Below are 21,026 nucleotides of genomic sequence, written 5' to 3'. Positions count from 1 at the left end.
ACACGCCTCAAAGAATAAGGATTGCTTGAAGCAGTCAAACTTCTTTGGAAGCCCCCACTTCAAATTTTCGCTAGAAAATTAAGTGGGGGTAGTTCACGGTTGAAATGGACGCCTCGGCCCATTGCCCAACAACCCCCTTGCTTATTACGATGGGGATTTCAGGCCGAAAGTATGCAAAAAAAAGAAGGGAAAAACTCCCTCGAGACCTAAAGTCCAGCGTATTCTTCCGTTTCGTCCGGCTGACAGGCGCCGGCTTGTTCCAGCTCGCGCACTAAGTCGCGATATTGGGCAAGCGAAATTTCCCCGCGCAAATAAAGGCGACGGGCGAAATCGAGCAGTTCGTTCGCCTCAGCCGGCTCGCAATGTTTGACCGCCATGAACTTATGTTTCAATTCCGTGATGCTCATTGATGCTTTTCCCCCTTCCCCTTTTTTACATCGTACCATGAAAATAGGAGGAAAGGGCGATTTCCGAAAATTAAAACTTCCGACAAGAGGTGACATGTCCGCGCGCACGCGGCCCAGTATACACACATATATTAGTGGCAGCTGATCCCCTGTTTTCGCTGGGGGAATCGATGATCAAAGATGGGGGAGGACACACATGCACCGTTATCCGCGACAAATTTCGCCGCCGCCCGCCCACGGACCATACAGCTTCGGCGGCCATTGGCCCTACTCATACGGCTGGCCCTTCCACCTTCCGTCGGCGCCCATTCATTGGCCATATGCTTCGCCATTCCACGCTGCCGCGCCTTCGCACCCGATGCCATACCCGAAACCAGGGCCGCTGCTGCCGCCGCCGCGCCCGTCTTTTCTCGCCCAGTTAAAAAACAGTGACGGGACGTATGATATTAACAAAATGATGAACACGATGGGGCAGATGATCAATGTCGTCAATCAAGTCAACGGCATGTTAAAAGGGCTGCTCAGCACGTTTAAAAAGTAACGAAGCCGCTCCCCCAGCGGAGCGGCTTTGCCCTGTCAAATGAGCAGCTCGTACACTTCATTCAGCTGGTAGACGCGCTCATAATCGCGCTCATCCATCGCGTAGCGGATTTCATGGGGCAAAATGCGATCCAAAAAGGCGCTCTCTTCTTGCGTCAAGTCGCGGACAAACTCGCCCTCGCCCCGGTACGGTTTGCTGATCAGCTTTTTGTAAATACGCTTTGGCGTCTCATCATGGCAGTCCAAATAATTGGACAAAATTTCCCGCAAATAGGCGAGCGTTTGTTCCATCACGATCCGCCCCCTTCAAAAAACGAGACAAACGTTCGACTGACGTTTGGTTTGCCTTCCGCATACGGGTTTTCTTCTGTGACGCGGTCTGGATCGAGATTCGTTTTGATGACAAGCCGCGGCTCAGCGGACGGCTCATTGATCAGCTGGTCGTTCAACTGTTTGAAATCGGGCAGTTTGGCCATTCGTTTTGCACCTCCTAACAGTAGCGTAGCTTAGCAGTGTCGAAAGTATGTATGGCGCGGTTATGTTCCGAAAAAACGCGCAACCTAATCGCAGACGGCAAGGAGGTGACAAACAGTGACCAACCGCAACGACAACCGGGAACGGAAAAATAAGTATCCACACAATCGTGAAGAAATCGCCAAGGAATGGGACATCCAAAAAGATCCGACGCCGGAACACAACAACCGGTATGGAAGCCCTTCGCATAAACAATAGAAGCCCGATGGGAAAAAAGCCGCTCCCGACATGGGGAACGGCCTTTTTAATGGCTTGGGTGGACGGAAGGCGCTTCTTTGGATTTTAATCGATATCGATGTATTTCCGTTTTTGCGGCAGGCGAATGACGAGTGTACCGTTTTGGAATGAAGCTTTCACTTCATGTTCGGCCACCGGATACGGAAACGGAATCATCCTCGCCACGCGTCGCCGCTGCTGGCGCCGTTCGTATACATGGCCGTTGTCGTCGGACGATTCGATCGTTTCATGGTGATCGATGACAAGTTGCAGCCCGTCTTCATGCCACTGCAGGCTAATTTGATCCCGCTTGATGTCCGGCAGACGGACGATGATTTGATAGTCGCGCTTCGTTTCTTTCACCTCGATCGGGATGTACGCCGCGGCAAATGTTTGGGCGAAGTAATCGTCAAGCGTTTCAAACAGTTTTTGCAATGGTCGTTCATCGAACCATTGGTTCACGAGTTTCCGCAAATGATGGAACGGGTGATCGCCGCCTCCGTTTGCAGGCGGTTGAAACGGTCCGTTCATTGCACTCCCTCTCTTTCCATTCCGCAAAGTGGCAAGGTTCCTCCGCCCGCCGTTTCCGCCGCTTGGACGGCCGGCAGCCATAGAGGCGATCCGCTTTATTGTCAATGTATGTACGGACGGGAAAAAAAGTCACTTTCCGCTTTTTTTAGCGATTTCTCATGCGGTTTTAACCCGTTTGGAATATAATGACATCACCATCCATGGTCATGCGCACAAATACCGCTGCCGCCCACCGGCGTTTGCCATTGAGGAGCTGCTGGCCCGCATCCGCGCCTTGTTCCGCCGCGTTCATTCTGAAGCCGACGGGCAAGTGTTGGCGTTTAAAGATTTGGTCGTTGACACGCAGGCGCGCACGGTAAAAAAGGGGGACGAGTTTATCGAGCTGACGAAGCGCGAGTACGATTTGCTCGTCGCCTTTATGCAAAACATCAACGTCGTCTTGACGCGCGATGTGCTGCTTGACAAAGTGTGGGGGTTTGACGCCGAGGTGGAGACGAACGTCGTCGATGTCTATGTCCGCTATTTGCGGCAAAAGCTCGATGAACACTATAAGGAACGATATATCCAAACGGTGCGCGGCACGGGATATGTGATGCGGCCATGAAGAGGGAGGCGATTCGCCGGCTTTCGCTGAAAGGGAAGCTGACCGTTTTGTCGGCCGGGGCGATTTTCATTACGTATTTTGTGTTTACGTTTTTGCAATATCATATGGTCAAACAATGGCTGCTGAAGGAAGAAGAAAAAACGATGGAACAAACGGTGGCGGAAATTGAAACGTATTACGCGGAAAAACGTAATATATCATGGGAAGATGTTCGCCGCCGCCGTTCGTTTCTGGAAAAACTGAATGAGCGCTATCAGCTCATCCGTGTCACCGACGAGAAGGGAAACGTCGTCGTCTCGGTGTCAAACGGCGCCGCCGTCTCGCTCTCGCCAAGCGATATGCCCGATCGGTTGAAAATGGATGAGCATTTCGTCAACAACGAACGGTTTTTGCTGCTGCGCAAGCCGCTTCATATCGGACATTTGCACGGAACGATTGAAATCGCCCGCCGGTTGACGAAGTTTCAACAAGTAACGAACATGCTTTTCCTTATTATGACGGTGATCGGTTTTGGCGCGATGGCGGCGAGCGCCTTCGCCGGGCGGTTTATGGCGCAACGGTTCATCAAACCGCTAAAAACGTTGGCGGAAACGATGGCCGACATCAAAAACAACGGGCTGAAACAGCGGATTGATGTGCCTCCGGCGCGCGATGAAATGGCCGAGCTGATGATAATGTTCAACAGCATGATGGATGACATTGAGCGCACCTTTGCCATGCAGCGGCAATTCGTCGAAGATGCGTCCCATGAATTGCGCACGCCGCTTGCCATTTTGCAAGGCCATCTTTCGTTGCTGCAGCGGTGGGGGAAGCACAACCCGGAGATTTTGGAAGAATCGCTCGAGGCGGCCATGAAAGAGGCGGAGCGGCTCAAGCGCCTCGTCCTTGAACTGCTTGACTTGTCGCGCGCTGAGGCGATCGTGATTCCAAAAGAGATTGCTCCTATTGACGCTGCTGCGGCCATCGGGCAAATCGTGAAAAATTTCCGCGTTTTGCATCCCGATTTTCAGTTTCTTGTTGATCAGCCGGAAACGCCGCTGCCGCGTCTGGCGATGGCCAAGCATCATTTTGAACAATTGCTGTTCATTTTGCTTGACAATGGGGTAAAATATTCTCAACGGGTGAAAAAAATCACCATTTCTCTGCGAGAGGAAGGGCCATTTGTGACGGTCGCCGTCCGCGACCATGGCATTGGCATTCCGAAAGACGAGCTGAAAAACGTTTTTTTGCGCTTTTATCGCGTCGACAAGGCGCGCAGCCGCGAACAAGGCGGCGCCGGGCTCGGCCTTTCGATCGCCAAGGAAATCATCGATAAATACGGCGGGCAAATTACAGTGGAAAGCGAGATCGATCAAGGAACGACGGTCGAACTGGCCATTCCGAAAGCGGAATAGGAGGAGAGTGAGAGACATGGGACATTCCCATGGCGAAGAGACGGCAGGCAAAAAAGCGATTCATCACGTCGTCGAGAAGTTCCGCAAGCGCGGGGTGAAAATTGCGACATGCAAGCCGCGGACGATGATGTCGCTTGAATGCTTAGACGAGGTTGACAAATTGAGAGGGTGAGCAGAAGGAAGAGGATGGGGACGAAACAACACATCATTCCCGCCATAAAGACGATGAAGCAGTTCGAAGCTTTTTTGGCAAGCGGCTACGAAATGGGAGTGCTGCTTGAGGTACATATCGCCCAGTTAAAAAGCGTTTTTCATTACGCCCGCCGGCATGGCAAGGAGTTGCTCATTCACGTCGACTTGGTGCAAGGGCTGAGCCATGATGAACATGCGGCGGAATACCTTTGCCAAGAGTTCCGCCCGCATGGCCTCATTTCCACGAAAGCGGGCGTCATTATGAAGGCGCGGCAAAAACGAGTCTTGGCCGTGCAGCGCATCTTTTTGCTTGATTCTCATGCGTTGGAGAAAAGCTATCAGATGATTGCGAAAACGAATCCGGACTGCATCGAAGTCATTCCGGGCGCCATGCCGCACATCATCCGAGAAGTGAAAGAACGGACCGGGAAGCCGATTTATGCCGGTGGACTTATCCGCACGGTCGACGATGTCGAGCAGGCGCTTGCAGCTGGGGCGGTGGCGGTGACCACGTCCAACGAAACATTATGGCGCCACTACAATGGATAATGCGTTGAGCTGGCCAAATCGGCCGCAGTCTGCTATAATAAAAGCAACAAGTTAATCATCAGTCAGGAGACAAGGAGAGACCATGCACACATGGTAGGCGAAAAGCTTATCGTGTTTGCGATGGTCTCTTTTTGTCTTTTTTACAAAGGAGGAGTTTGACATGGTGTTCTCAAGCAAACAGCGGAGCGATGTTCTTCAAGCGATGAGCGAAAAACAATATGATCTTCTGATCATCGGTGGAGGGATCACCGGCTCTGGCATCGCCCTTGATGCCATCTCGCGCGGCATGACGGTCGCGCTTGTCGAGATGCAAGATTTCGCCGCAGGCACGTCGAGCCGCTCGACCAAACTCGTCCACGGCGGCCTGCGCTACTTGAAGCAGTTCGAGGTGAAGCTTGTCGCGGAAGTCGGGCGCGAACGGGCGATTGTGTATGAAAACGGCCCGCACGTCACCACACCGGAGTGGATGCTGCTGCCCATTTATCGCGGCGGGACGTTTGGCAAATGGAGCACGTCGGTCGGCCTTTGGCTGTATGACCGGCTGGCTGGCGTCAAGCCAAGCGAGCGGCGCACGATGCTTAATGCCCGACAGACGTTGGAAAAAGAGCCGCTCTTAAAGCGCGATGGCCTCCTTGGCGGCGGCTATTACGTCGAGTATCGGACCGACGACGCCCGCTTGACGATCGAAGTGATCAAAAAAGCGGTCGAGCTTGGCGCCGACGCCGTCAACTATGTCAAAGCCGAACAGTTTTTGTATGACGAGCGCGGCCGCATCACCGGCGCCCGCTGCCGCGACCTGCTCGGCGGACGAGTGTATGACATCCGCGCCAAAAAAGTCGTCAATGCCGCCGGACCGTGGGTTGATGCGCTGCGCGACAAAGACGGATCGAAAACCGGCAAGCGGCTTCGGCTGACAAAAGGCGTCCATATCGTCATCGATCAAAAGCGTTTTCCGCTCAAGCAGGCGGTCTATTTTGACACCCCGGACGGCCGGATGGTGTTTGCCATTCCGCGGGATGGGAAAACGTATGTCGGCACGACCGATACATTTTATGACGATGATCCCGCTCATCCGGCCATGACCGAAGAAGACCGTGATTACTTATTGCAAGCGATTCACTACATGTTTCCGTCTGTCGGCATCACCGCGGCCGATGTGGAATCAAGTTGGGCCGGCGTCCGCCCGCTCATCTATGAAGAAGGGAAAGACCCATCGGAAATTTCCCGCAAAGACGAGATTTGGACGTCGCCGTCCGGCCTCATTACGATCGCTGGCGGCAAACTGACCGGCTACCGGAAAATGGCGGAAACGGTCGTTGACCTCGTCGCCAAACAATTGGAAAAAGAAGAGGGAAACACGTTCCGCCCGTGCCAAACGAAACAGCTGCCAATTTCCGGCGGCGATGTCGGCGGCTCGCACCGGCTGCCGGTCTTCATCGCCGAAAAGGCGAAGGAAGCGGCGCGCTATGGGCTGACAGAAGAACAAGGGGCGCGGCTGGCAAAACAGTACGGCACAAATGTCGACCGCCTCTTTGCCTTAAGCAACGAGTACGACCGCTCGTCCGGCTTAACGCGCGAAACGTTCGTCCGCCTCGTCTACGCCATCGAGGAAGAAATGGCGGTCAAACCAGTCGACTACTTCATCCGCCGCACCGGCGCGCTGCTGTTTGACATTGACGCCGTCCGGCGGGAAAAAGAAGCGGTTATCGCGTTTATGGCGCGGTATTTTGGGTGGACGGGGGAAGAGAAGGCAACGTACACGAAAGAACTGGAACAAGCGCTGCGTCAAGCGGTGTTGGCAGCAGAAGATGATGACCGGAGGATCATGAATAAATAGAGGGTTTAGAGGGGATCGGCGCTCGATTTTGAGCGCCTTTTTTGGGGGTTAATTTCAGTAAAATAGTGGTCGAATATGTATGTGTTCCAAAACTAAATTGAGGTAAATTTCGGGTAAATTTAAATATTTTATTGCCTTTTACTATTTTGTTTGTTATATTTTACTTAAATAAATAAGTTAATTTAACTAAAAGGTAGTGTGTAATGCATAATGATTACGATGAAAGATATTGCCGAAAAAGCGAATGTATCAATCGCAACGGTATCAAGAATTTTAAATAACGATGCCACTCTCTCCGTTTCCGAGGAAACGCGCCAGCGTGTCTTTGAGATTGCTAAAGAGCTTAATTATAAACCGGTGCGGAGACGCAGTACGAACCGGGCTAATCCGCCGAAAACGAAGGAGTCTGAATGTTATAACATTGCTTTGTTGCTCGCGGTATCCCAGCATGAGGAAACGACAGATCCGTATTTTAGTTCTATCCGCTACGGGATTGAAGAGCAGTGCAAACAATTGCCGTTGCACGTCTCTTCCGTCATCCGGGTAAACAGCGGAACAGATATACAAGACTTAAGCCAGTTTGACGGGCTAATTGTGATTGGCGGTATTGATCCCGACGACATTCAGCGCCATTTTCCAGAGGAACGCCCTATCATATTCATAACCCAAGTTATTGATGTAGACGGGTACGATGTGGTTTGCTCCGATTTGGAAGCGGCTACAGAGAAAATCATTGATTACTTAATCGCCCTTGGCCATACGCGAATTGGCTATATCGGCGGATCGGAAACGATCAAAAAGCTTAATGGCGGAAAAAGTTACGAAGTTGATGATATACGGAAACGGACATTTGAGAAAAAAATGAAAGCGCTTGGACTTTATGAGCCGTACCATGTATTTGTCGGCGACTGGGGGCCGGCGGGCGGATACGAATTGATGAAGACGGCGATTGACTCTGGTGATTTGCCAAGCGCGTTTGTGATCGCCAGCGACCCGATGGCGATCGGGGCTCTACACGCGATTCACCAGGCAAACCTTAAAGTTCCGGAAGACATATCTATCATTAGTTTCGATGACATTGACGCCGCAGCATTTTTGAACCCTCCCCTTTCGACGGTGAAAATATACGCGCATGAAATGGGAAAGCTCGCGGCGAATGCGTTACATGAGCGGATGGCAGGAAACCGAAACATTCCGGTTAAAATCGTCACTCCGGCGGAACTTATCATTCGGGAAAGCTGTGCAAAACGCGGTCAAAATACATAAAGGGGGTGAGCGGCGAGAATCATAGCAGGAAGCTATGTAACAAAAAAAGTAAGCGCTGACAACTTAACAAAAAAACGGATGGCTGTTGAATGAAGCCGTACATGTTAGCAAAGGGAAAAGGGGGAACATGGAAGATGAAAAAAGCACTCGCACTCGTCATGTCCAGTGCATTAACTTTTTCGCTGCTTACCGCATGCGGAAACAAAACGGAACAAAACGCAAGCGAATCAGGCGGAAAAGTCAAAATTGAGTTTTTCCATTACAAACCCGAAGCAAGGGGAACATTCGATAAACTGATTGAAAAATTTGAAAAAGAAAACCCAAACATTGATGTTGTCAACGCCAATCCGCCCGATGCAGCAACAGTATTAAAAACCCGCGCCGCTAAACGGGACATGCCAGATATCGTTGGGGTTGGCGCCGATACGACATTTGCGGAACTCGCCAAAGCGGGGATGTTTGAAGATGTCACGAAAGCGCCGGAACTGAACAACATTCAACCTTCGTATATTCAAATGGTAAAAGACGTCAGTGGACTGGAACAAGTGTATGCCATTCCTTATGCGGCCAATGCGGATGCCGTCATTTACAACAAAGCCATCTTCAAAGAACTTGGTTTGAGCGTTCCGAAAACATGGGATGAGTTTATAGCTGCAGCCGAAAAGATCAAAGCAGCCGGAAAAACGCCGTTTTACTTTACGTTTAAAGATGCGTGGACGACATTGCCTGCTTACAACGCTTTGGCAGCCAACACCCAAGGGGAAACATTTTTCCAAGATTTAAATCAAGGCAAAACAAGCTTTGAAAAAGGGTATAAAGAAGCAACCGAAAAATTTGTGGAGCTGTTGAAGTACGGGCATAAAGATCAATTTGGCAAAGGGTATGCGGATGGCAATGTGGCGTTTGCCAAAGGCGAGTCGGCGATGTACTTGCAAGGCATTTGGGCGATCCCGGAAATTAAAAAGGCCAATCCGAATATTGAACTCGGTGTATTCCCTTATCCTGTAACAAACAATCCGGAACAAACCAAATTAGTATCCGGTGTTGATCTTCTTTTTGCGATCTCGAAAACATCAAAACATCCGAAAGAAGCAAAGAAATTTATCGACTTCTTATTAAAAGAGGAAAATGCAAAGGCGTACATGGCTGAACAAAATGCGTTCTCGGCCATCAAGGGATTAACGCAGGAGGATCCGACGTTGGAAGGATTAAAAGAAAGCTTTGCCAAGGGGGCGCTCGTTGATTTTCCAGACCATTATATTCCGCCGAGCATCAATTTGGCCAATTTGTTGCAACAGTTGACGCATGATCAAGATGTGGAGAAGTTTTTAAAAACAATGGACGCCGAGTGGGAAAAAGTGAAAGAGCGTAAGTAATTAGGCAAGAAGGAGAAACGGGAAGAAAATAGGGGGAGTTCCTCGGTTTTTCTCCCCCTCTTATCATTAGGAGGTGATACGATGCGGAAAGAGGTTGTCGTGACAAGGGAACGAAGCGTTTCATTGCCTATTTTCAAGAAAATCAAAAAACCGAAAAACATCGCGATTTACTTAATGACCGTTCCGGCTGTCGTGTTATTTGCGGTATTTCATACGTTTCCGGCCCTCCAAGGCATTTTCTATTCCTTTACCAATTGGGACGGATTAAGCTTAACGTACGACTTTGTTGGATTGAAAAATTACTACTACTTGTTTCGGGACGAAAACGTATGGCATTCGTACTTGTTTACATTTCAGTTTGCCATTGTGTCGACCGTGCTCGTCAATGTGCTCAGTTTAGCGATCGCTATAGGGTTGAATGAAAAAATTAAGTTCAAAAATTTTTTCCGCGCCGTGTATTTTTTGCCGAATGTTTTAAGCGTGCTGATTGTAGGCTATATTTTCAACTACTTGTTTGCTAACGTGCTCCCTTTATGGGGAGAGAAACTGGGGATTGAGGCGCTTTCGACGAATATTTTAGGAAGCGAAAAATGGGCATGGGTCGGCATTGTCATTGTCGCCGTATGGCAGGCGTGCGCCTTTAATACGATTTTATATTTGGCGGGACTGCAAACGGTTCCCTCAGAGCTGTATGAGGCTTCTAGCCTAGACGGAGCGAGTAAATGGCAAAATTTCCGGCATATTACGTTTCCGATGATTGCGCCGTTTTTTACGATCAATATGGTGTTGGCGATGAAAAACTTTTTAATGGTATTTGACCAAGTTGTGGCGTTGACAGGTGGGGGGCCCGGACGGGCTACTGAATCGATTTCATTGCTCATTTACAACGGCGGATTTCAGGGCGGGGAGTTTGCTTACCAATCTGCGAACTCGGTCATTTACTTTATTGTCATTATGGCGGTATCGATTCTGCAGATTAAATTTTTACAAAAACGGGAAGTGGATATGTGATGGCCAAGAAAACAAACTGGGTTGCCACATTGTTGATTGCGGTCGGGGCGCTGTTCATTTTGTTTCCTTTGTACATGACGGTGTCCATCGCGTTAAAAACGCCGGAGGAGTTGGCAGACTCAGTGCTGTCGCTGCCGGTCGGCCTGCATGTGGAAAATTTTGCAAAAGCGATCGAGGCCACGAACTTTTTTCAAGCGTTTAAAAACAGCGCATTTATCACAGTAACCACCGTTGTTTTGACCATTATAACGAATTCGATGGTCGCTTATGCCATTGCTCGCAATATGCACCGGAAATTTTTTAAGTTTTTATATTATTACTTTGTCAGCGCCTTGTTTATTCCGTTTCCGATTATTATGTTGCCGATTGTCAAGCAGACATCGGCATTTGGGATGAATAATCCTAGCGGACTCGTTTTTCTGTATGTCGTCTATGGTATTGCGTTTAATATCTTTATTTACGTCGGGTATATCCGTTCGATTCCAAAGGAGTTGGAAGAAGCGGCGATTATGGATGGGTGCAGTACATGGGGCGTGTTTTGGCGCGTGGTTTTCCCGCTTATGGCGCCGATTAACGCTACCGTTGCCATTCTAACTTGTCTATGGGCGTGGAATGACTTTTTATTGCCGTTGATTGTGCTGAGCGACCAGTCCGATATGACGCTTCCGTTGGTTCAATATGTGTTTCAGTCCAAGTTCGGCACGGACTACAACTTAGCGTTCGCTTCCTATTTAATGGCGTTGTCTCCGATGATCATCGTCTACTTGTTTGCCCAAAAATGGATTATTGGCGGTGTCACAAGAGGGGCAATCAAGTAAACGTGCATAAGAACAAGCCGGTTTGCGCGTATTTGTCCGTTTACGTTTGTGTTCACAGAGTGAAGAATCTTGTTTAGGAGGATAACGATATGGCAATTGTATTTGATCCAACCAATAAAACGTTTTATCTCAAAGCCAATGACACAACATATGTCATGCAGATCGTTCGCTCCGGCTATTTGGCGCATGTCTATTGGGGAAAAGCGGTGCGCGATGTTCGGGGGGCGCGGGCATTTCCGCGGCTGGACCGCGCGTTTTCCCCCAATCCCGCCCCATCCGACCGCACGTTTTCGCTCGATACGCTGCCGCAAGAATATCCAGCCTATGGGAATACCGATTTCCGTGCTCCAGCGTATCACGTGCAGCTTGAGAACGGCTCGACGGTGACGGATTTGCGCTATAAGACGCACCACATTTACAAAGGGAAGCCTAGACTGAACGGACTGCCGGCGACATACGTGGAACACGAGAATGAAGCGGAAACGTTGGAAATTGTCCTCGAGGATGCGCTGATCGGTCTAGAGGTCACGTTGCAGTATACGGCGTATGAAAAATGGAACGTCATCACGCGCGCGGCCCGTTTTGAAAACAAAGGCGGCGAGCGGTTGAAACTGCTGCGTGCGCTCAGTATGAGCGTTGATTTCCCAACTGCTGACTATGATTGGATCCATCTTCCCGGAGCGTGGGGGCGCGAGCGCTGGATCGAGCGCCGACCGCTTGTGACCGGCGTGCAAGCGGCGGAAAGCCGCCGCGGCGCGAGCAGCCACCAACAAAACCCGTTTATCGCGCTCGTCGCCAAAAACGCCGATGAACACCAAGGCGAAGTATACGGGTTCAGCTTTGTGTACAGCGGCAATTTCCTCGCCCAAGTCGAGGTGGACCAGTTCCGCACTGCCCGCGTCTCGATGGGCATCAATCCGTTTGATTTTACGTGGCTATTGGAACCGGGCGAGTCGTTCCAAACGCCGGAAGTCGTTATGGTCTACTCCGATCAAGGGTTAAACGGAATGTCGCAAACGTACCACGAACTGTACCGCACCCGCCTAGCGCGCGGCGCGTTCCGCGACCGCGAACGCCCGATCTTGATCAATAACTGGGAAGCAACGTATTTTGACTTCAATGAAGAAAAGATCATGAATATCGCCCGAACAGCGGCGGAGCTTGGCATCGAACTGTTTGTGCTTGACGACGGCTGGTTTGGCGAACGCGATGACGACCGCCGTTCCCTCGGTGATTGGGTGGTCAATCGGCGCAAACTCCCCAACGGCCTGAACGGACTGGCGAAACAAGTGAACGAACTCGGGCTGCAGTTCGGCTTATGGATCGAACCGGAAATGGTGTCGCCAAACAGCGAGCTGTACCGGAAACATCCCGACTGGTGTCTCCATGTGCCGAACCGCCCGCGCTCTGAAGGACGGAACCAGCTTGTGCTCGATTATTCCCGCGAAGACGTGTGCGACTATATGATTGAAACGATCTCGAACGTGCTTGCGAGCTCCCCCATCACTTATGTGAAATGGGACATGAACCGCCATATGACGGAAATCGGTTCGGCCGCCCTGCCGCCCGAGCGCCAGCGCGAAACGTCGCACCGCTATATGCTTGGGCTCTATCGCGTGATGGACGAGATCACCGCGCGTTTTCCGCACATTTTGTTTGAAAGCTGCTCCGGAGGCGGAGGGCGGTTTGACCCGGGGATTCTCTATTATATGCCGCAAACATGGACGAGCGACAACACTGACGCTGTCTCGCGCCTGAAAATCCAGTACGGTACAAGCCTCGTTTACCCAGTGAGCGCCATGGGCGCCCACGTCTCGGCCGTGCCGAACCATCAAGTCGGGCGGGTGACGTCCCTCAAGACGCGCGGCCATGTGGCGATGTCAGGCAACTTCGGCTATGAGCTCGATATCACGAAATTGACGGAAACAGAAAAACAAATCATTAAGGAACAAGTCGCGTTTTACAAAGATGTGCGCCGCCTCGTCCAGTTCGGCACGTTTTATCGGCTGCTCAGCCCGTTTGAAGGCAACGAGGCGGCATGGATGTTCGTCTCGGAAGATCAGTCGGAAGCGCTCGTCGCCTACTTCCGCGTTCTGGCCGAAGCGAACGCCCCGCTGTCGCACTTGCGCTTAAAAGGGCTTGACCCGAATCAAGACTATGAAATCGAAGGCCTTGGCGTCTACGGCGGCGACGAGCTGATGTATGCCGGAGTGGCGGTGCCGCACCGCTTGGGCGATTTTATCAGCATGATGTGGCGATTGAAAGCTGTTCGATGATGGGGGGAATGATGCGGCCTGAGCGGATGCATCAGCGCGAAACAAACGAATCGAACCCGGCATGTTAGATGCCGGGTTCAAACTGTTTAAGCTTCTCGATGATGCGACGCTTCCGATAGAGCATCTTCCCGGTTTCGGCGATGTCTTCCATAAACGATTTGTTAAACAGCGAACCGAAAATGACACCAATGATCGGAACGACTTGAAACAGCTTTTTCCATCCGTATTGGTCGCGGAACGTCATCATCACTTCCCGCCAGCCTTGCAGTTCGGAAAAGACGCGCCCGCGTTCATGGGAGAACGACGAAAGTTCGTCCAAAATCGCTTTTTTCCCGACAATGTCCGCCGCGGCAAACTGCAGGCATTTGACGACAAACACGCGCTCCTCTTTGTCCTTCGGATCGTATCCATACACGATGGCGATCTCTTGCAGCGTTTTCAGCGCTAAGCCGAGAAGCGCCGGAATGTCCACCGCCAACGTCAACGCCCCGCCGACCCCGGTCGCCGCTCCTTGCAGCTGGGCGAACGTGACGCGCGCATCGATCAACTCGTCGCAAACGCGATCCATCGTCGCAAGCGGCAAGTGCGGCACCTCGGCCAACGACGATACGCCAAGCTTGTCCAATACCTTTCCTTCATTCACTAAGTATTGCCCGCCGCTTTGAATATAGCTGCCCAGCTCATCAAGCAGCTGCCCGAGTTTTCGATGGACGGCTTTTGGCGTCAGCTTATCGAGCACTTGAAACGGCAAGCGGCCGAGCTTTTCCCAAAACCATAGGTCTTTTTGGGAGTGTTCCCACTGTTCGATTTGCTTTAATTCTTTTTGTAGCTGCAGTTTGGCATCCATATTTGGGCCTCCTGTTCCTTCTTAAATGTTAATGTTTAGGATAGGTTGATTTTAACGAATTATACGGACAAGGAGGGCATTTTGTTTCTGACAAGAAGCCTGCAGTCATGAACAAACATCAAAGTAGGAGTTTTCATTGACGAACAGTAAAATTTTAACTAAAATATTTATTATAAGATGATCTTAAGGAGGCTCTTTCATGATTACAACCTTAAAACAACAATTTATCGAACTTTTTGGCGGCTTAGGCGAAGGCATCCGCACTTTCTTCGCCCCCGGCCGCGTCAATTTGATCGGTGAGCATACGGATTACAACGGCGGGCATGTGCTGCCGTGCGCGCTTGCGATCGGCACGTATGCGCTTGTTCGGCAGACGAAAGAGCCATTTGTCCGCTTTTATTCGCAAAACTTCCCGGAAACGGGAGTGGTCACGGTCTCTTACGACGACTTGTCTTATCGTCGCGAACACGGCTGGGCGAACTACCCGAAAGGGATCTTGGCTGCGTTTCAAGCGCTTGGCCCGCTTGAGACCGGATTGGACATTTTGTATTACGGCACGATCCCGAACGGCGCAGGACTGTCGTCATCCGCGTCGATTGAGCTTGTGACCGCGGTGATGCTCAACGAACTGTTCAGGCGCGGGCTTGACCAACTAGAACTTGTGAAAATGAGCCAAACCGTAGAAAATGAATACGTTGGCGTCCATTGCGGCATTATGGATCAGTTTGCCGTCGGCATGGGGAAACAAGATTGCGCCATTCTATTGAACTGCCAGACGCTCGAGTACCGCTATTTGCCGCTCGTGCTCAACGATTGTTCGATTGTCATCGCGAACACAAACAAAAAGCGCGGCTTGGCGGACTCGGCGTACAACGAGCGGCGGGCGACGTGCGAGGCGGCTCTCGCGAAGCTGCAAAGCGTGCGGAACATCGCCTCGCTCGGCGAGCTGACAAGCGCAGAGCTGGCCCGTTATGAACATCTTCTTTCCCCGCTTGAGCAAAAACGGGCTCGCCATGCGGTGACGGAAAACGAGCGGACGCTTGAAGCCGCCTGGGCGCTTGAGCAGGGAGACCTCGTCCGCTTTGGCGAGTTGATGAAACAGTCGCATTTGTCGCTGCGCAATGATTACGAAGTGACAAGTGTTGAACTCGACACGCTCGTTGAAGCGGCATGGTCGCACGAAGGAACGGTCGGGGCGCGCATGACCGGAGCAGGATTCGGCGGCTGCACGGTGAACATTGTGAAAAAGGCATGCGTTCAAGATTTCATTGAACGGGTCGGAAACGCGTATGCCGAAAAAATCGGTTATGAAGCAAGCTTTTATGTCGTTGACGTTGGTGACGGGGCGAGAGAACTCACGGAACTGGAGGAGATGAGCCGATGATTTTGGTTTGCGGAGGGGCAGGGTATATCGGCAGCCATGCGGTGTACCGTCTGCTTGAAAAAGGGGAGCACGTGGTCGTGGTGGATAACTTGCAGACGGGGCACAAAGAAGCGGTTCACCGTGATGCGGTGTTTTGCCAAGGCGATATTCGCGACCGCGATTTTTTGCGCACGGTGTTTCGCCAGCACGACATTGAGGCGGTCATTCATTTTGCGGCGAACTCATTGGTCGGCGAAAGCATGGAAGAGCCGCTGAAGTATTACGACAACAACGTGTACGGGACACAAGTGCTGCTTGAAGTGATGAAGGAATTTGGCGTCAAGCAAATCGTCTTTTCTTCAACCGCCGCCGTGTATGGGGAGCCGAAACAAATCCCGATCATCGAAACCGATCCGACCGAACCGACAAACGCGTACGGAGAAACAAAGCTGGCGATGGAAAAAATGATGAAATGGGCGGACCGCGCCTACGGCATCCGCTCGATTTCGCTCCGCTACTTTAATGTCGCCGGGGCGTACGGCGCGACAATCGGTGAGGACCACAACCCGGAGACGCATCTGATTCCATTGATTTTAAAAGTGCCGCTTGGCCAGCGCGAGGAAATTTCCGTTTTCGGCGATGACTACGACACGCCCGACGGCACGTGCATCCGCGACTACATCCATGTGCTTGATCTCGTCGATGCCCATTGGCTGGCGCTCGAGAAATTGCGGAGCGGGGCAGACAGCGATGTATACAATTTAGGCAACGGAAATGGATTTAGCGTCAAAGAAGTGATCGAAGCGGCTCGGCAAGTGACCGGACACCCGATCCCCGCTCGCGTCGTGGCGCGGCGGCCGGGCGACCCGGCGAGACTTGTCGCTTCATCGGAAAAAGCAAAGCGCGAGCTCGGCTGGGAGCCGAAATACCCGTCCATTACGGATATCGTCGCCTCGGCGTGGGAGTGGCACAAAGCGCGGCCAAACGGCTATCGGGGTGTGTGAGCGATGGAACGAATTTGGACGGCGATTGAACAACTGATCCGTTATGCCGAGCAACGCGGCCTTTTAGCGCCGGAAGATGTGGTGTACGCGCGCAACCGCCTGCTGGCAACGCTCCGACTCACGGAATGGCAGCCGGCCGAGGTCAAGGACGTTCCCTTGGCCTCGCCGGCCCCGGTATTGGACGCTATGATTGATTGGGCGTATGAACAAGGATTGTTGGAAACGAATACCACAACCGAGCGCGATATATGGGATGCGAGACTGATGGACTGCGTCATGCCGCGGCCGTCGGAAGTGATCCGCGCCTTTTACGAGCGATACCGCCGCGATCCGCAGGAGGCGACGGACTGGTTTTATTCGTTGAGCCAAGCGTCCAATTACATTCAAACGGCGCGCATCGCCAACAATCAGCACTGGAAAGTGTCAACCATCTATGGAGAATTGGATATCACCATTAACTTGGCGAAGCCGGAAAAAGACCCGAAGGAAATCGCCAAATTAAAAGAGATGCCGTCATCCTCGTATCCAAAATGTGTATTATGCAAAGAAAACGAAGGGTATGAAGGAACGTGGCGTCATCCCGCCCGTTCCAATCACCGTGTCATCCCGCTCACGTTATTGGATGAACAGTGGTATTTCCAATATTCTCCCTACGTGTACTATCATGAACATTGCATCGTCTTTTCCGCCGAACATGTGCCGATGAAAATGGAGCGGAAGACGCTTGAGCGCTTGCTTGATTTCGTCGAAAAGTTCCCGCACTATTTCATTGGCTCGAACGCCGACTTGCCGATTGTCGGCGGCTCGATTTTAGTGCATGACCATTTCCAAGGAGGGCGTTATCCGTTTGCGATGGAAAAGGCGGAGATCGAAGAGTGTATCCCGCTGCCATCGTTTCCGTCGGTCACAGCCGGCATTGTGCGCTGGCCGATGTCCGTCATCCGTTTGACTGGACAAAAAGAGGACGTGTTGGATGCGGCTGCCTTTTTGTATGAAACATGGCGGACGTACAGCGACCCAAGCGTCGAGATTATGGCCTACAGCGGCGATGTTCCGCACAACACGATCACCCCGATCGCCCGGCGGCGCGGCGATTTGTTTGAGTTGGATATCGTGTTGCGCAACAACCGGACGTCAGCGGAACATCCGTACGGCATTTTCCATCCGCATGAAGAATTGCATCATATTAAAAAAGAAAATATCGGCTTGATCGAAGTGATGGGGCTGGCGGTGCTGCCGGCACGGCTTGCCGTGGAACTGGAGACGCTGGCCGATTATCTCGTGCATCGGACAAAAAAAGAAGACTGGGACGAGTCGATGCATAAACATTGGGATTGGTGCGAAGCCATTCACTCGGCCTATCCGGACATCACGAAGGACAACGTCCATGACATTTTGCGGCACGAAGTCGGACAACGGTTTGTGACCGTGTTGGAACATGCCGGGGTGTTTAAGCGGGACAAGCGAGGGAAGGACGCGTTTCGCCGCTTTCTGCAGCACGCTGTGGAGCGCATGTCGTCTCTTGTTTAAATGCGGCGAAAAAACGCGTTTCATATGAAACATAAGGAAGGGATCGCAAACAGACGATGGCTACGTTAAAAGAAATCGCGGAAAAAGTCGGCGTTTCGGTCGCGACGGTGTCGCGCGTGCTCAACTATGACACGACGCTGTCCGTTTCCGATGAAACGAGAAGGCGCATTTTTGAAGTCGCCCAAGAGCTGAACTACAAAACATTGCGGGAGCGAAGCCAGCAAGCGCGCGAATCGTTTCGCTTCGGGCTCATTCACTGGTATTCGGAACGCCAGGAAATCGATGACCCGTATTATATGGCGATTCGCCTCGGGGTGGAAAAAGAATGTTTTGACCGCGGCATAGAACTGGTCAAACTGTTTAAGCAAAATGGCGTTTATCCGACCGAACGGATGGAAGGGCTTGACGGCGTCATCGCCGTCGGAAAGTTCGGCTCCAAAGAAGTCAGCACCTTTGCTTCGAGTGCGAAGCAGATCGTATTTGTCGACTGCTCGCCTGATGAGCGGCGGTTCGACTCGGTTGTCATTGACCTGCGCCAGGCGACAATCGCCGTGCTAGACTATTTGCTTGAAATGGGGCATACGGAAATCGGATACATCGGCGGCCGCGAATATGTCGACGAAGGGACGCCAATCCGTGATGAGCGCGAGGCGGCGTTTTATGAATATTTATATTTAAAAGGAATGTACAATCCGCGCTATGTATCGATCGGCGCCTTCACCGCCGAGGACGGCTACCGGCTGATGAAAGAAGCTGTCTCAAGCGGCAACTTGCCGACGGCGTTTTTCATCGCCAGCGACTCGATGGCGATCGGCGCCCTGCGTGCGCTGCATGAAGCCGGGATCGCCGTGCCCGAGGATGTAGCGGTTGTCGGATTCAATGATTTGCCGATGGCTGCGTTTCTCCACCCGCCTCTGTCAACTGTAAAAGTGTACACGGAGTTTATGGGCGAAACGTCTGTTGAGCTGCTTGTTGAGCGGTTGACGACGAAGCGGGTGATATGCAAGAAAGTGGTTGTGCCGACAGATCTTGTGATCCGCGCAAGCAGTGGGGCCAATCGAAAAGGGGCTGGGTCAAAAGAGCGATAATGCTTCTATCTGAGGCGCCATGGAAAAAGAGACCACCACGAAAAACCCGATAAAACCAAGGGGTTCAGAGGTGGTCTCTTTCACATACTTTAGTTCCATTTCAGTGAGCGACCCGCCACCTACGCTTCGCTTAGAGGCGGGGGCTTCAAGCGACTTGGGCGTGTTTGCCGAACGGTAAGCCACACACCTATTCGTTGGCTAACGCCAACCGACATTCATCTCCCACTTTCACTTCGTTTCGAAATGGAAGACTTCTTTCGAAAAAATGTTAAAAAGGGGCTTTTGAGTCAGCCGCTTTTTGTCATTAATGAAACTCGATGTCGACCCGTTTTTTCGTTCCGGCAGTTGTTTTCGGGATATGAATGTCCAACACACCGTTTTTGTACGTCGCGCGAATGTTGTCCGCCGCCGCATCGGCCGGCAGGGTGATCGACCGTTGGAAGCGGCCGAAGAAGCGTTCGCGCCGGTGCATTTGTTCTTCTTTGACATCGTGATGGCGTTGAATCGTGCCGCTGATCGTCAACACGTTATTGTGCACATCAATGTGCACATCTTCTTTTCGCTCGAGCCCCGGCAAATCGCACGAAACGACGTACTCGTTTTCCGTTTCATGCATGTCCATGCGCGGCATCCAGTGCTGATCGTCCATGTGGCCAAACAATGATGGAAAATCGCTTGTGAAAAAGCGGTTCATATCCCGGCGGATCGCTTCCAAATGACGGAACGGGTCATACGGAATTAACGCCATAACTGCCATCCTCCTTAACAAGAAATGTTTTTCCACTCAGTAGTGTGAACCGGATTCGTCTGTTTTATGTATGATTGGTTTGTAATTGTTCCATCACCGTCAAATACGCTTGAATCAGCGTGATTTTCACGTCATTCGGCAAGTCGGAGGCGGCCACCCGCTTAACGGCGTAATAAAACTTCACTTCAGGCGATTGCCGCACGCGCGGATGCGTCCACTCGTCGCGCAGCTCCTGCCTTATCGTTTCATACAAAAGAGTTTGGCTTTCTTGTTCATCAAGCGGTCCGGCCGCCAGCGATCGGTTCGGCCAAAGGCGGCGGTAGGCGTCAAGCAAAACGGAAAATGAATGATTCATCGCATCCATTCCTCCTTCGTTGATGCTCGTTTTTTATCTTATTACACATTTTCATTATAGTTGATGTGAGCAGTCATTACAGGAGGGGAAGTCTGCAACATTGCAGATGGAAATTCCAGTTGACATAGAAAGTCAGGCGTAATATAATCAAAATCGCCGTTTCACGACAGCGCGATGCCAAGAGGCAAACGGCAACGAAACAATCAAAAAATGTGGTTGACAAACAGCGGATGATAAGTATAATAAAATATTGCCGCAACGTAATAAATAAATGGATAAACGCGGCAGAAACAAAGCAGAGAAAACAATGCTTGACATTTTGAAAGATTTGTTTATATAATAATAGTTGTCGTTAAGTTATAAGTTGCAAAAGCAGTTGCTTGTTCCTTGAAAACTGAACGAAACGAAGCGCGACGAAAAGCGGAGGTCCGCGGGTCGCCACGATGGGCAAATGTTCTTCGCCTGCAAGGGTGCTTGCACCCGGAAGGCGAAGGTTATTTGACCCCGAGCGGCGGCGGACCGAAGCTGGACAATACGAAA

General features: G+C 51.4%; 22 protein-coding genes and 1 pseudogene. 16 read left to right on the top strand and 7 right to left on the bottom strand.

Going from position 1 to position 21,026, the window contains the following annotated elements:
- Positions 1–206 precede the first annotated feature (206 nt).
- The gene (locus CV944_RS14000) at positions 207–407 is read right to left on the bottom strand and encodes a YppF family protein (protein WP_033011260.1); all 201 of its coding nucleotides are present in this window, start codon (positions 405–407) and stop codon (positions 207–209) included.
- A 196-nt stretch (positions 408–603) separates the two neighbouring features.
- Here CV944_RS14000 and CV944_RS13995 point away from each other — a divergent pair, with 196 nt between their 5' ends.
- Positions 604–948, top strand: coding sequence for a YppG family protein (locus tag CV944_RS13995; RefSeq protein WP_100664376.1), 345 nt, complete (start codon positions 604–606; stop codon positions 946–948).
- A 35-nt stretch (positions 949–983) separates the two neighbouring features.
- Here the strand turns inward: CV944_RS13995 and CV944_RS13990 are convergent, their stop codons facing one another.
- The gene (locus tag CV944_RS13990) at positions 984–1,238 is read right to left on the bottom strand and encodes a sigma-G-dependent sporulation-specific acid-soluble spore protein CsgA (protein WP_033011258.1); all 255 of its coding nucleotides are present in this window, start codon (positions 1,236–1,238) and stop codon (positions 984–986) included.
- Positions 1,238–1,423, bottom strand: coding sequence for a hypothetical protein (locus CV944_RS13985; RefSeq protein WP_100664375.1), 186 nt, complete (start codon positions 1,421–1,423; stop codon positions 1,238–1,240). The genes CV944_RS13990 and CV944_RS13985 overlap by 1 nt, the downstream gene beginning before the upstream one ends.
- Before the next feature lie 115 nt (positions 1,424–1,538).
- Here CV944_RS13985 and CV944_RS17520 point away from each other — a divergent pair, with 115 nt between their 5' ends.
- Positions 1,539–1,679, top strand: a complete 141-nt coding sequence (locus tag CV944_RS17520) for a hypothetical protein (protein ID WP_162839628.1) — start codon at positions 1,539–1,541, stop codon at positions 1,677–1,679.
- Positions 1,680–1,763: 84 nt separating this feature from the next.
- Here CV944_RS17520 and CV944_RS13980 read toward each other — a convergent pair whose 3' ends face one another.
- Positions 1,764–2,228, bottom strand: coding sequence for an Hsp20/alpha crystallin family protein (locus CV944_RS13980; RefSeq protein ID WP_100664374.1), 465 nt, complete (start codon positions 2,226–2,228; stop codon positions 1,764–1,766).
- A 229-nt stretch (positions 2,229–2,457) separates the two neighbouring features.
- Between CV944_RS13980 and CV944_RS13975 the strand changes: the two are divergent.
- The 10 genes and pseudogenes from CV944_RS13975 to CV944_RS13935 form a co-directional block, all read left to right on the top strand.
- Positions 2,458–2,832 (top strand): annotated as a pseudogene (locus CV944_RS13975) (winged helix-turn-helix domain-containing protein); the annotation flags it as partial.
- Complete coding sequence (locus tag CV944_RS13970; protein WP_100659246.1) at positions 2,829–4,226, top strand: HAMP domain-containing sensor histidine kinase; 1,398 nt, start codon at positions 2,829–2,831, stop codon at positions 4,224–4,226. The pseudogene CV944_RS13975 and the gene CV944_RS13970, both read left to right, overlap by 4 nt.
- Before the next feature lie 16 nt (positions 4,227–4,242).
- Positions 4,243–4,398, top strand: a complete 156-nt coding sequence (locus CV944_RS17515) for a hypothetical protein (protein WP_167438910.1) — start codon at positions 4,243–4,245, stop codon at positions 4,396–4,398.
- A gap of 14 nt (positions 4,399–4,412) precedes the next feature.
- On the top strand, positions 4,413–4,967 hold the full coding sequence (locus CV944_RS13965) for a glycerol-3-phosphate responsive antiterminator (RefSeq protein WP_033011251.1): 555 nt from the start codon (positions 4,413–4,415) through the stop codon (positions 4,965–4,967).
- 160 nt (positions 4,968–5,127) lie between these two features.
- Positions 5,128–6,804 carry a glycerol-3-phosphate dehydrogenase/oxidase gene (locus tag CV944_RS13960; RefSeq protein ID WP_100664373.1) on the top strand — a complete coding sequence of 559 codons (1,677 nt, stop codon included), beginning with the start codon at positions 5,128–5,130 and terminating at the stop codon, positions 6,802–6,804.
- 210 nt (positions 6,805–7,014) lie between these two features.
- Entirely contained in the window at positions 7,015–8,070 is a 1,056-nt protein-coding gene (locus tag CV944_RS13955; protein ID WP_100664372.1) for a LacI family DNA-binding transcriptional regulator, read from the top strand.
- Between the two features lie 134 nt (positions 8,071–8,204).
- Positions 8,205–9,446: an ABC transporter substrate-binding protein gene (locus tag CV944_RS13950; protein WP_100664371.1), complete on the top strand. Its 1,242-nt coding sequence runs from the start codon at positions 8,205–8,207 to the stop codon at positions 9,444–9,446.
- Between the two features lie 174 nt (positions 9,447–9,620).
- Positions 9,621–10,457 (top strand): carbohydrate ABC transporter permease, encoded by an 837-nt coding sequence (locus CV944_RS13945; RefSeq protein WP_227016064.1) that lies wholly within the window; start codon positions 9,621–9,623, stop codon positions 10,455–10,457.
- Positions 10,457–11,275: a carbohydrate ABC transporter permease gene (locus CV944_RS13940; protein WP_033014063.1), complete on the top strand. Its 819-nt coding sequence runs from the start codon at positions 10,457–10,459 to the stop codon at positions 11,273–11,275. Before CV944_RS13945 ends, CV944_RS13940 begins: the two co-directional genes overlap by 1 nt.
- Positions 11,276–11,364: 89 nt before the next feature.
- The gene (locus tag CV944_RS13935; protein ID WP_100664370.1) at positions 11,365–13,551 is read left to right on the top strand and encodes an alpha-galactosidase; all 2,187 of its coding nucleotides are present in this window, start codon (positions 11,365–11,367) and stop codon (positions 13,549–13,551) included.
- A 64-nt stretch (positions 13,552–13,615) separates the two neighbouring features.
- Here the strand turns inward: CV944_RS13935 and CV944_RS13930 are convergent, their stop codons facing one another.
- A complete protein-coding gene (locus CV944_RS13930) occupies positions 13,616–14,398 on the bottom strand; it encodes an EcsC family protein (protein ID WP_100664369.1) in 783 nt (260 codons plus the stop codon).
- Positions 14,399–14,597: 199 nt separating this feature from the next.
- Between CV944_RS13930 and CV944_RS13925 the strand changes: the two genes are divergently transcribed.
- The 4 genes from CV944_RS13925 to CV944_RS13910 are packed head-to-tail and all read left to right on the top strand — an operon-like array spanning position 14,598 to position 19,383.
- The gene (locus CV944_RS13925) at positions 14,598–15,782 is read left to right on the top strand and encodes a galactokinase (protein WP_100664368.1); all 1,185 of its coding nucleotides are present in this window, start codon (positions 14,598–14,600) and stop codon (positions 15,780–15,782) included.
- A complete protein-coding gene (galE, locus tag CV944_RS13920; RefSeq protein WP_100664367.1) occupies positions 15,779–16,765 on the top strand; it encodes a UDP-glucose 4-epimerase GalE in 987 nt (328 codons plus the stop codon). Before CV944_RS13925 ends, galE begins: the two co-directional genes overlap by 4 nt.
- A gap of 3 nt (positions 16,766–16,768) precedes the next feature.
- Positions 16,769–18,295, top strand: coding sequence for a UDP-glucose--hexose-1-phosphate uridylyltransferase (gene galT / locus CV944_RS13915; RefSeq protein ID WP_100664366.1), 1,527 nt, complete (start codon positions 16,769–16,771; stop codon positions 18,293–18,295).
- A gap of 56 nt (positions 18,296–18,351) precedes the next feature.
- A complete protein-coding gene (locus CV944_RS13910) occupies positions 18,352–19,383 on the top strand; it encodes a LacI family DNA-binding transcriptional regulator (RefSeq protein ID WP_094238857.1) in 1,032 nt (343 codons plus the stop codon).
- Positions 19,384–19,687: 304 nt separating this feature from the next.
- On the opposite strand, the gene CV944_RS13905 is transcribed toward CV944_RS13910, so the two are convergent.
- Together CV944_RS13905 and CV944_RS13900 are read right to left on the bottom strand one after the other, a co-directional pair.
- Entirely contained in the window at positions 19,688–20,131 is a 444-nt protein-coding gene (locus tag CV944_RS13905) for an Hsp20/alpha crystallin family protein (protein WP_033025713.1), read from the bottom strand.
- Positions 20,132–20,195: 64 nt separating this feature from the next.
- Positions 20,196–20,486 (bottom strand): hypothetical protein, encoded by a 291-nt coding sequence (locus CV944_RS13900; RefSeq protein ID WP_100664377.1) that lies wholly within the window; start codon positions 20,484–20,486, stop codon positions 20,196–20,198.
- Positions 20,487–21,026 lie beyond the last annotated feature (540 nt).

The organism is Geobacillus sp. WSUCF-018B (genome assembly GCF_002809985.1).
Lineage (GTDB): Bacteria > Bacillota > Bacilli > Bacillales > Anoxybacillaceae > Geobacillus > Geobacillus thermophilus.
The sequence above is the reverse complement of the archived record's forward strand: the minus strand, read 5'-3'. Positions and strand labels throughout refer to the sequence as shown.

Excerpts from the sequence above, each read along its gene's own strand:
- CV944_RS14000 (WP_033011260.1), bottom strand. The coding sequence starts at position 407 with ATGAGCATCACGGAATTGAAACATAAGTTCATGGCGGTCAAACATTGC.
- CV944_RS13995 (WP_100664376.1), top strand. The coding sequence starts at position 604 with ATGCACCGTTATCCGCGACAAATTTCGCCGCCGCCCGCCCACGGACCA.
- CV944_RS13990 (WP_033011258.1), bottom strand. The coding sequence starts at position 1,238 with ATGGAACAAACGCTCGCCTATTTGCGGGAAATTTTGTCCAATTATTTG.
- CV944_RS13985 (WP_100664375.1), bottom strand. The coding sequence starts at position 1,423 with ATGGCCAAACTGCCCGATTTCAAACAGTTGAACGACCAGCTGATCAAT.
- CV944_RS13980 (WP_100664374.1), bottom strand. The coding sequence starts at position 2,228 with ATGAACGGACCGTTTCAACCGCCTGCAAACGGAGGCGGCGATCACCCG.
- CV944_RS13970 (WP_100659246.1), top strand. The coding sequence starts at position 2,829 with ATGAAGAGGGAGGCGATTCGCCGGCTTTCGCTGAAAGGGAAGCTGACC.
- CV944_RS17515 (WP_167438910.1), top strand. The coding sequence starts at position 4,243 with ATGGGACATTCCCATGGCGAAGAGACGGCAGGCAAAAAAGCGATTCAT.
- CV944_RS13965 (WP_033011251.1), top strand. The coding sequence starts at position 4,413 with ATGGGGACGAAACAACACATCATTCCCGCCATAAAGACGATGAAGCAG.
- CV944_RS13960 (WP_100664373.1), top strand. The coding sequence starts at position 5,128 with ATGGTGTTCTCAAGCAAACAGCGGAGCGATGTTCTTCAAGCGATGAGC.
- CV944_RS13955 (WP_100664372.1), top strand. The coding sequence starts at position 7,015 with ATGATTACGATGAAAGATATTGCCGAAAAAGCGAATGTATCAATCGCA.
- CV944_RS13950 (WP_100664371.1), top strand. The coding sequence starts at position 8,205 with ATGAAAAAAGCACTCGCACTCGTCATGTCCAGTGCATTAACTTTTTCG.
- CV944_RS13945 (WP_227016064.1), top strand. The coding sequence starts at position 9,621 with ATGACCGTTCCGGCTGTCGTGTTATTTGCGGTATTTCATACGTTTCCG.
- CV944_RS13940 (WP_033014063.1), top strand. The coding sequence starts at position 10,457 with ATGGCCAAGAAAACAAACTGGGTTGCCACATTGTTGATTGCGGTCGGG.
- CV944_RS13935 (WP_100664370.1), top strand. The coding sequence starts at position 11,365 with ATGGCAATTGTATTTGATCCAACCAATAAAACGTTTTATCTCAAAGCC.
- CV944_RS13930 (WP_100664369.1), bottom strand. The coding sequence starts at position 14,398 with ATGGATGCCAAACTGCAGCTACAAAAAGAATTAAAGCAAATCGAACAG.
- CV944_RS13925 (WP_100664368.1), top strand. The coding sequence starts at position 14,598 with ATGATTACAACCTTAAAACAACAATTTATCGAACTTTTTGGCGGCTTA.
- galE (WP_100664367.1), top strand. The coding sequence starts at position 15,779 with ATGATTTTGGTTTGCGGAGGGGCAGGGTATATCGGCAGCCATGCGGTG.
- galT (WP_100664366.1), top strand. The coding sequence starts at position 16,769 with ATGGAACGAATTTGGACGGCGATTGAACAACTGATCCGTTATGCCGAG.
- CV944_RS13910 (WP_094238857.1), top strand. The coding sequence starts at position 18,352 with ATGGCTACGTTAAAAGAAATCGCGGAAAAAGTCGGCGTTTCGGTCGCG.
- CV944_RS13905 (WP_033025713.1), bottom strand. The coding sequence starts at position 20,131 with ATGGCGTTAATTCCGTATGACCCGTTCCGTCATTTGGAAGCGATCCGC.
- CV944_RS13900 (WP_100664377.1), bottom strand. The coding sequence starts at position 20,486 with ATGAATCATTCATTTTCCGTTTTGCTTGACGCCTACCGCCGCCTTTGG.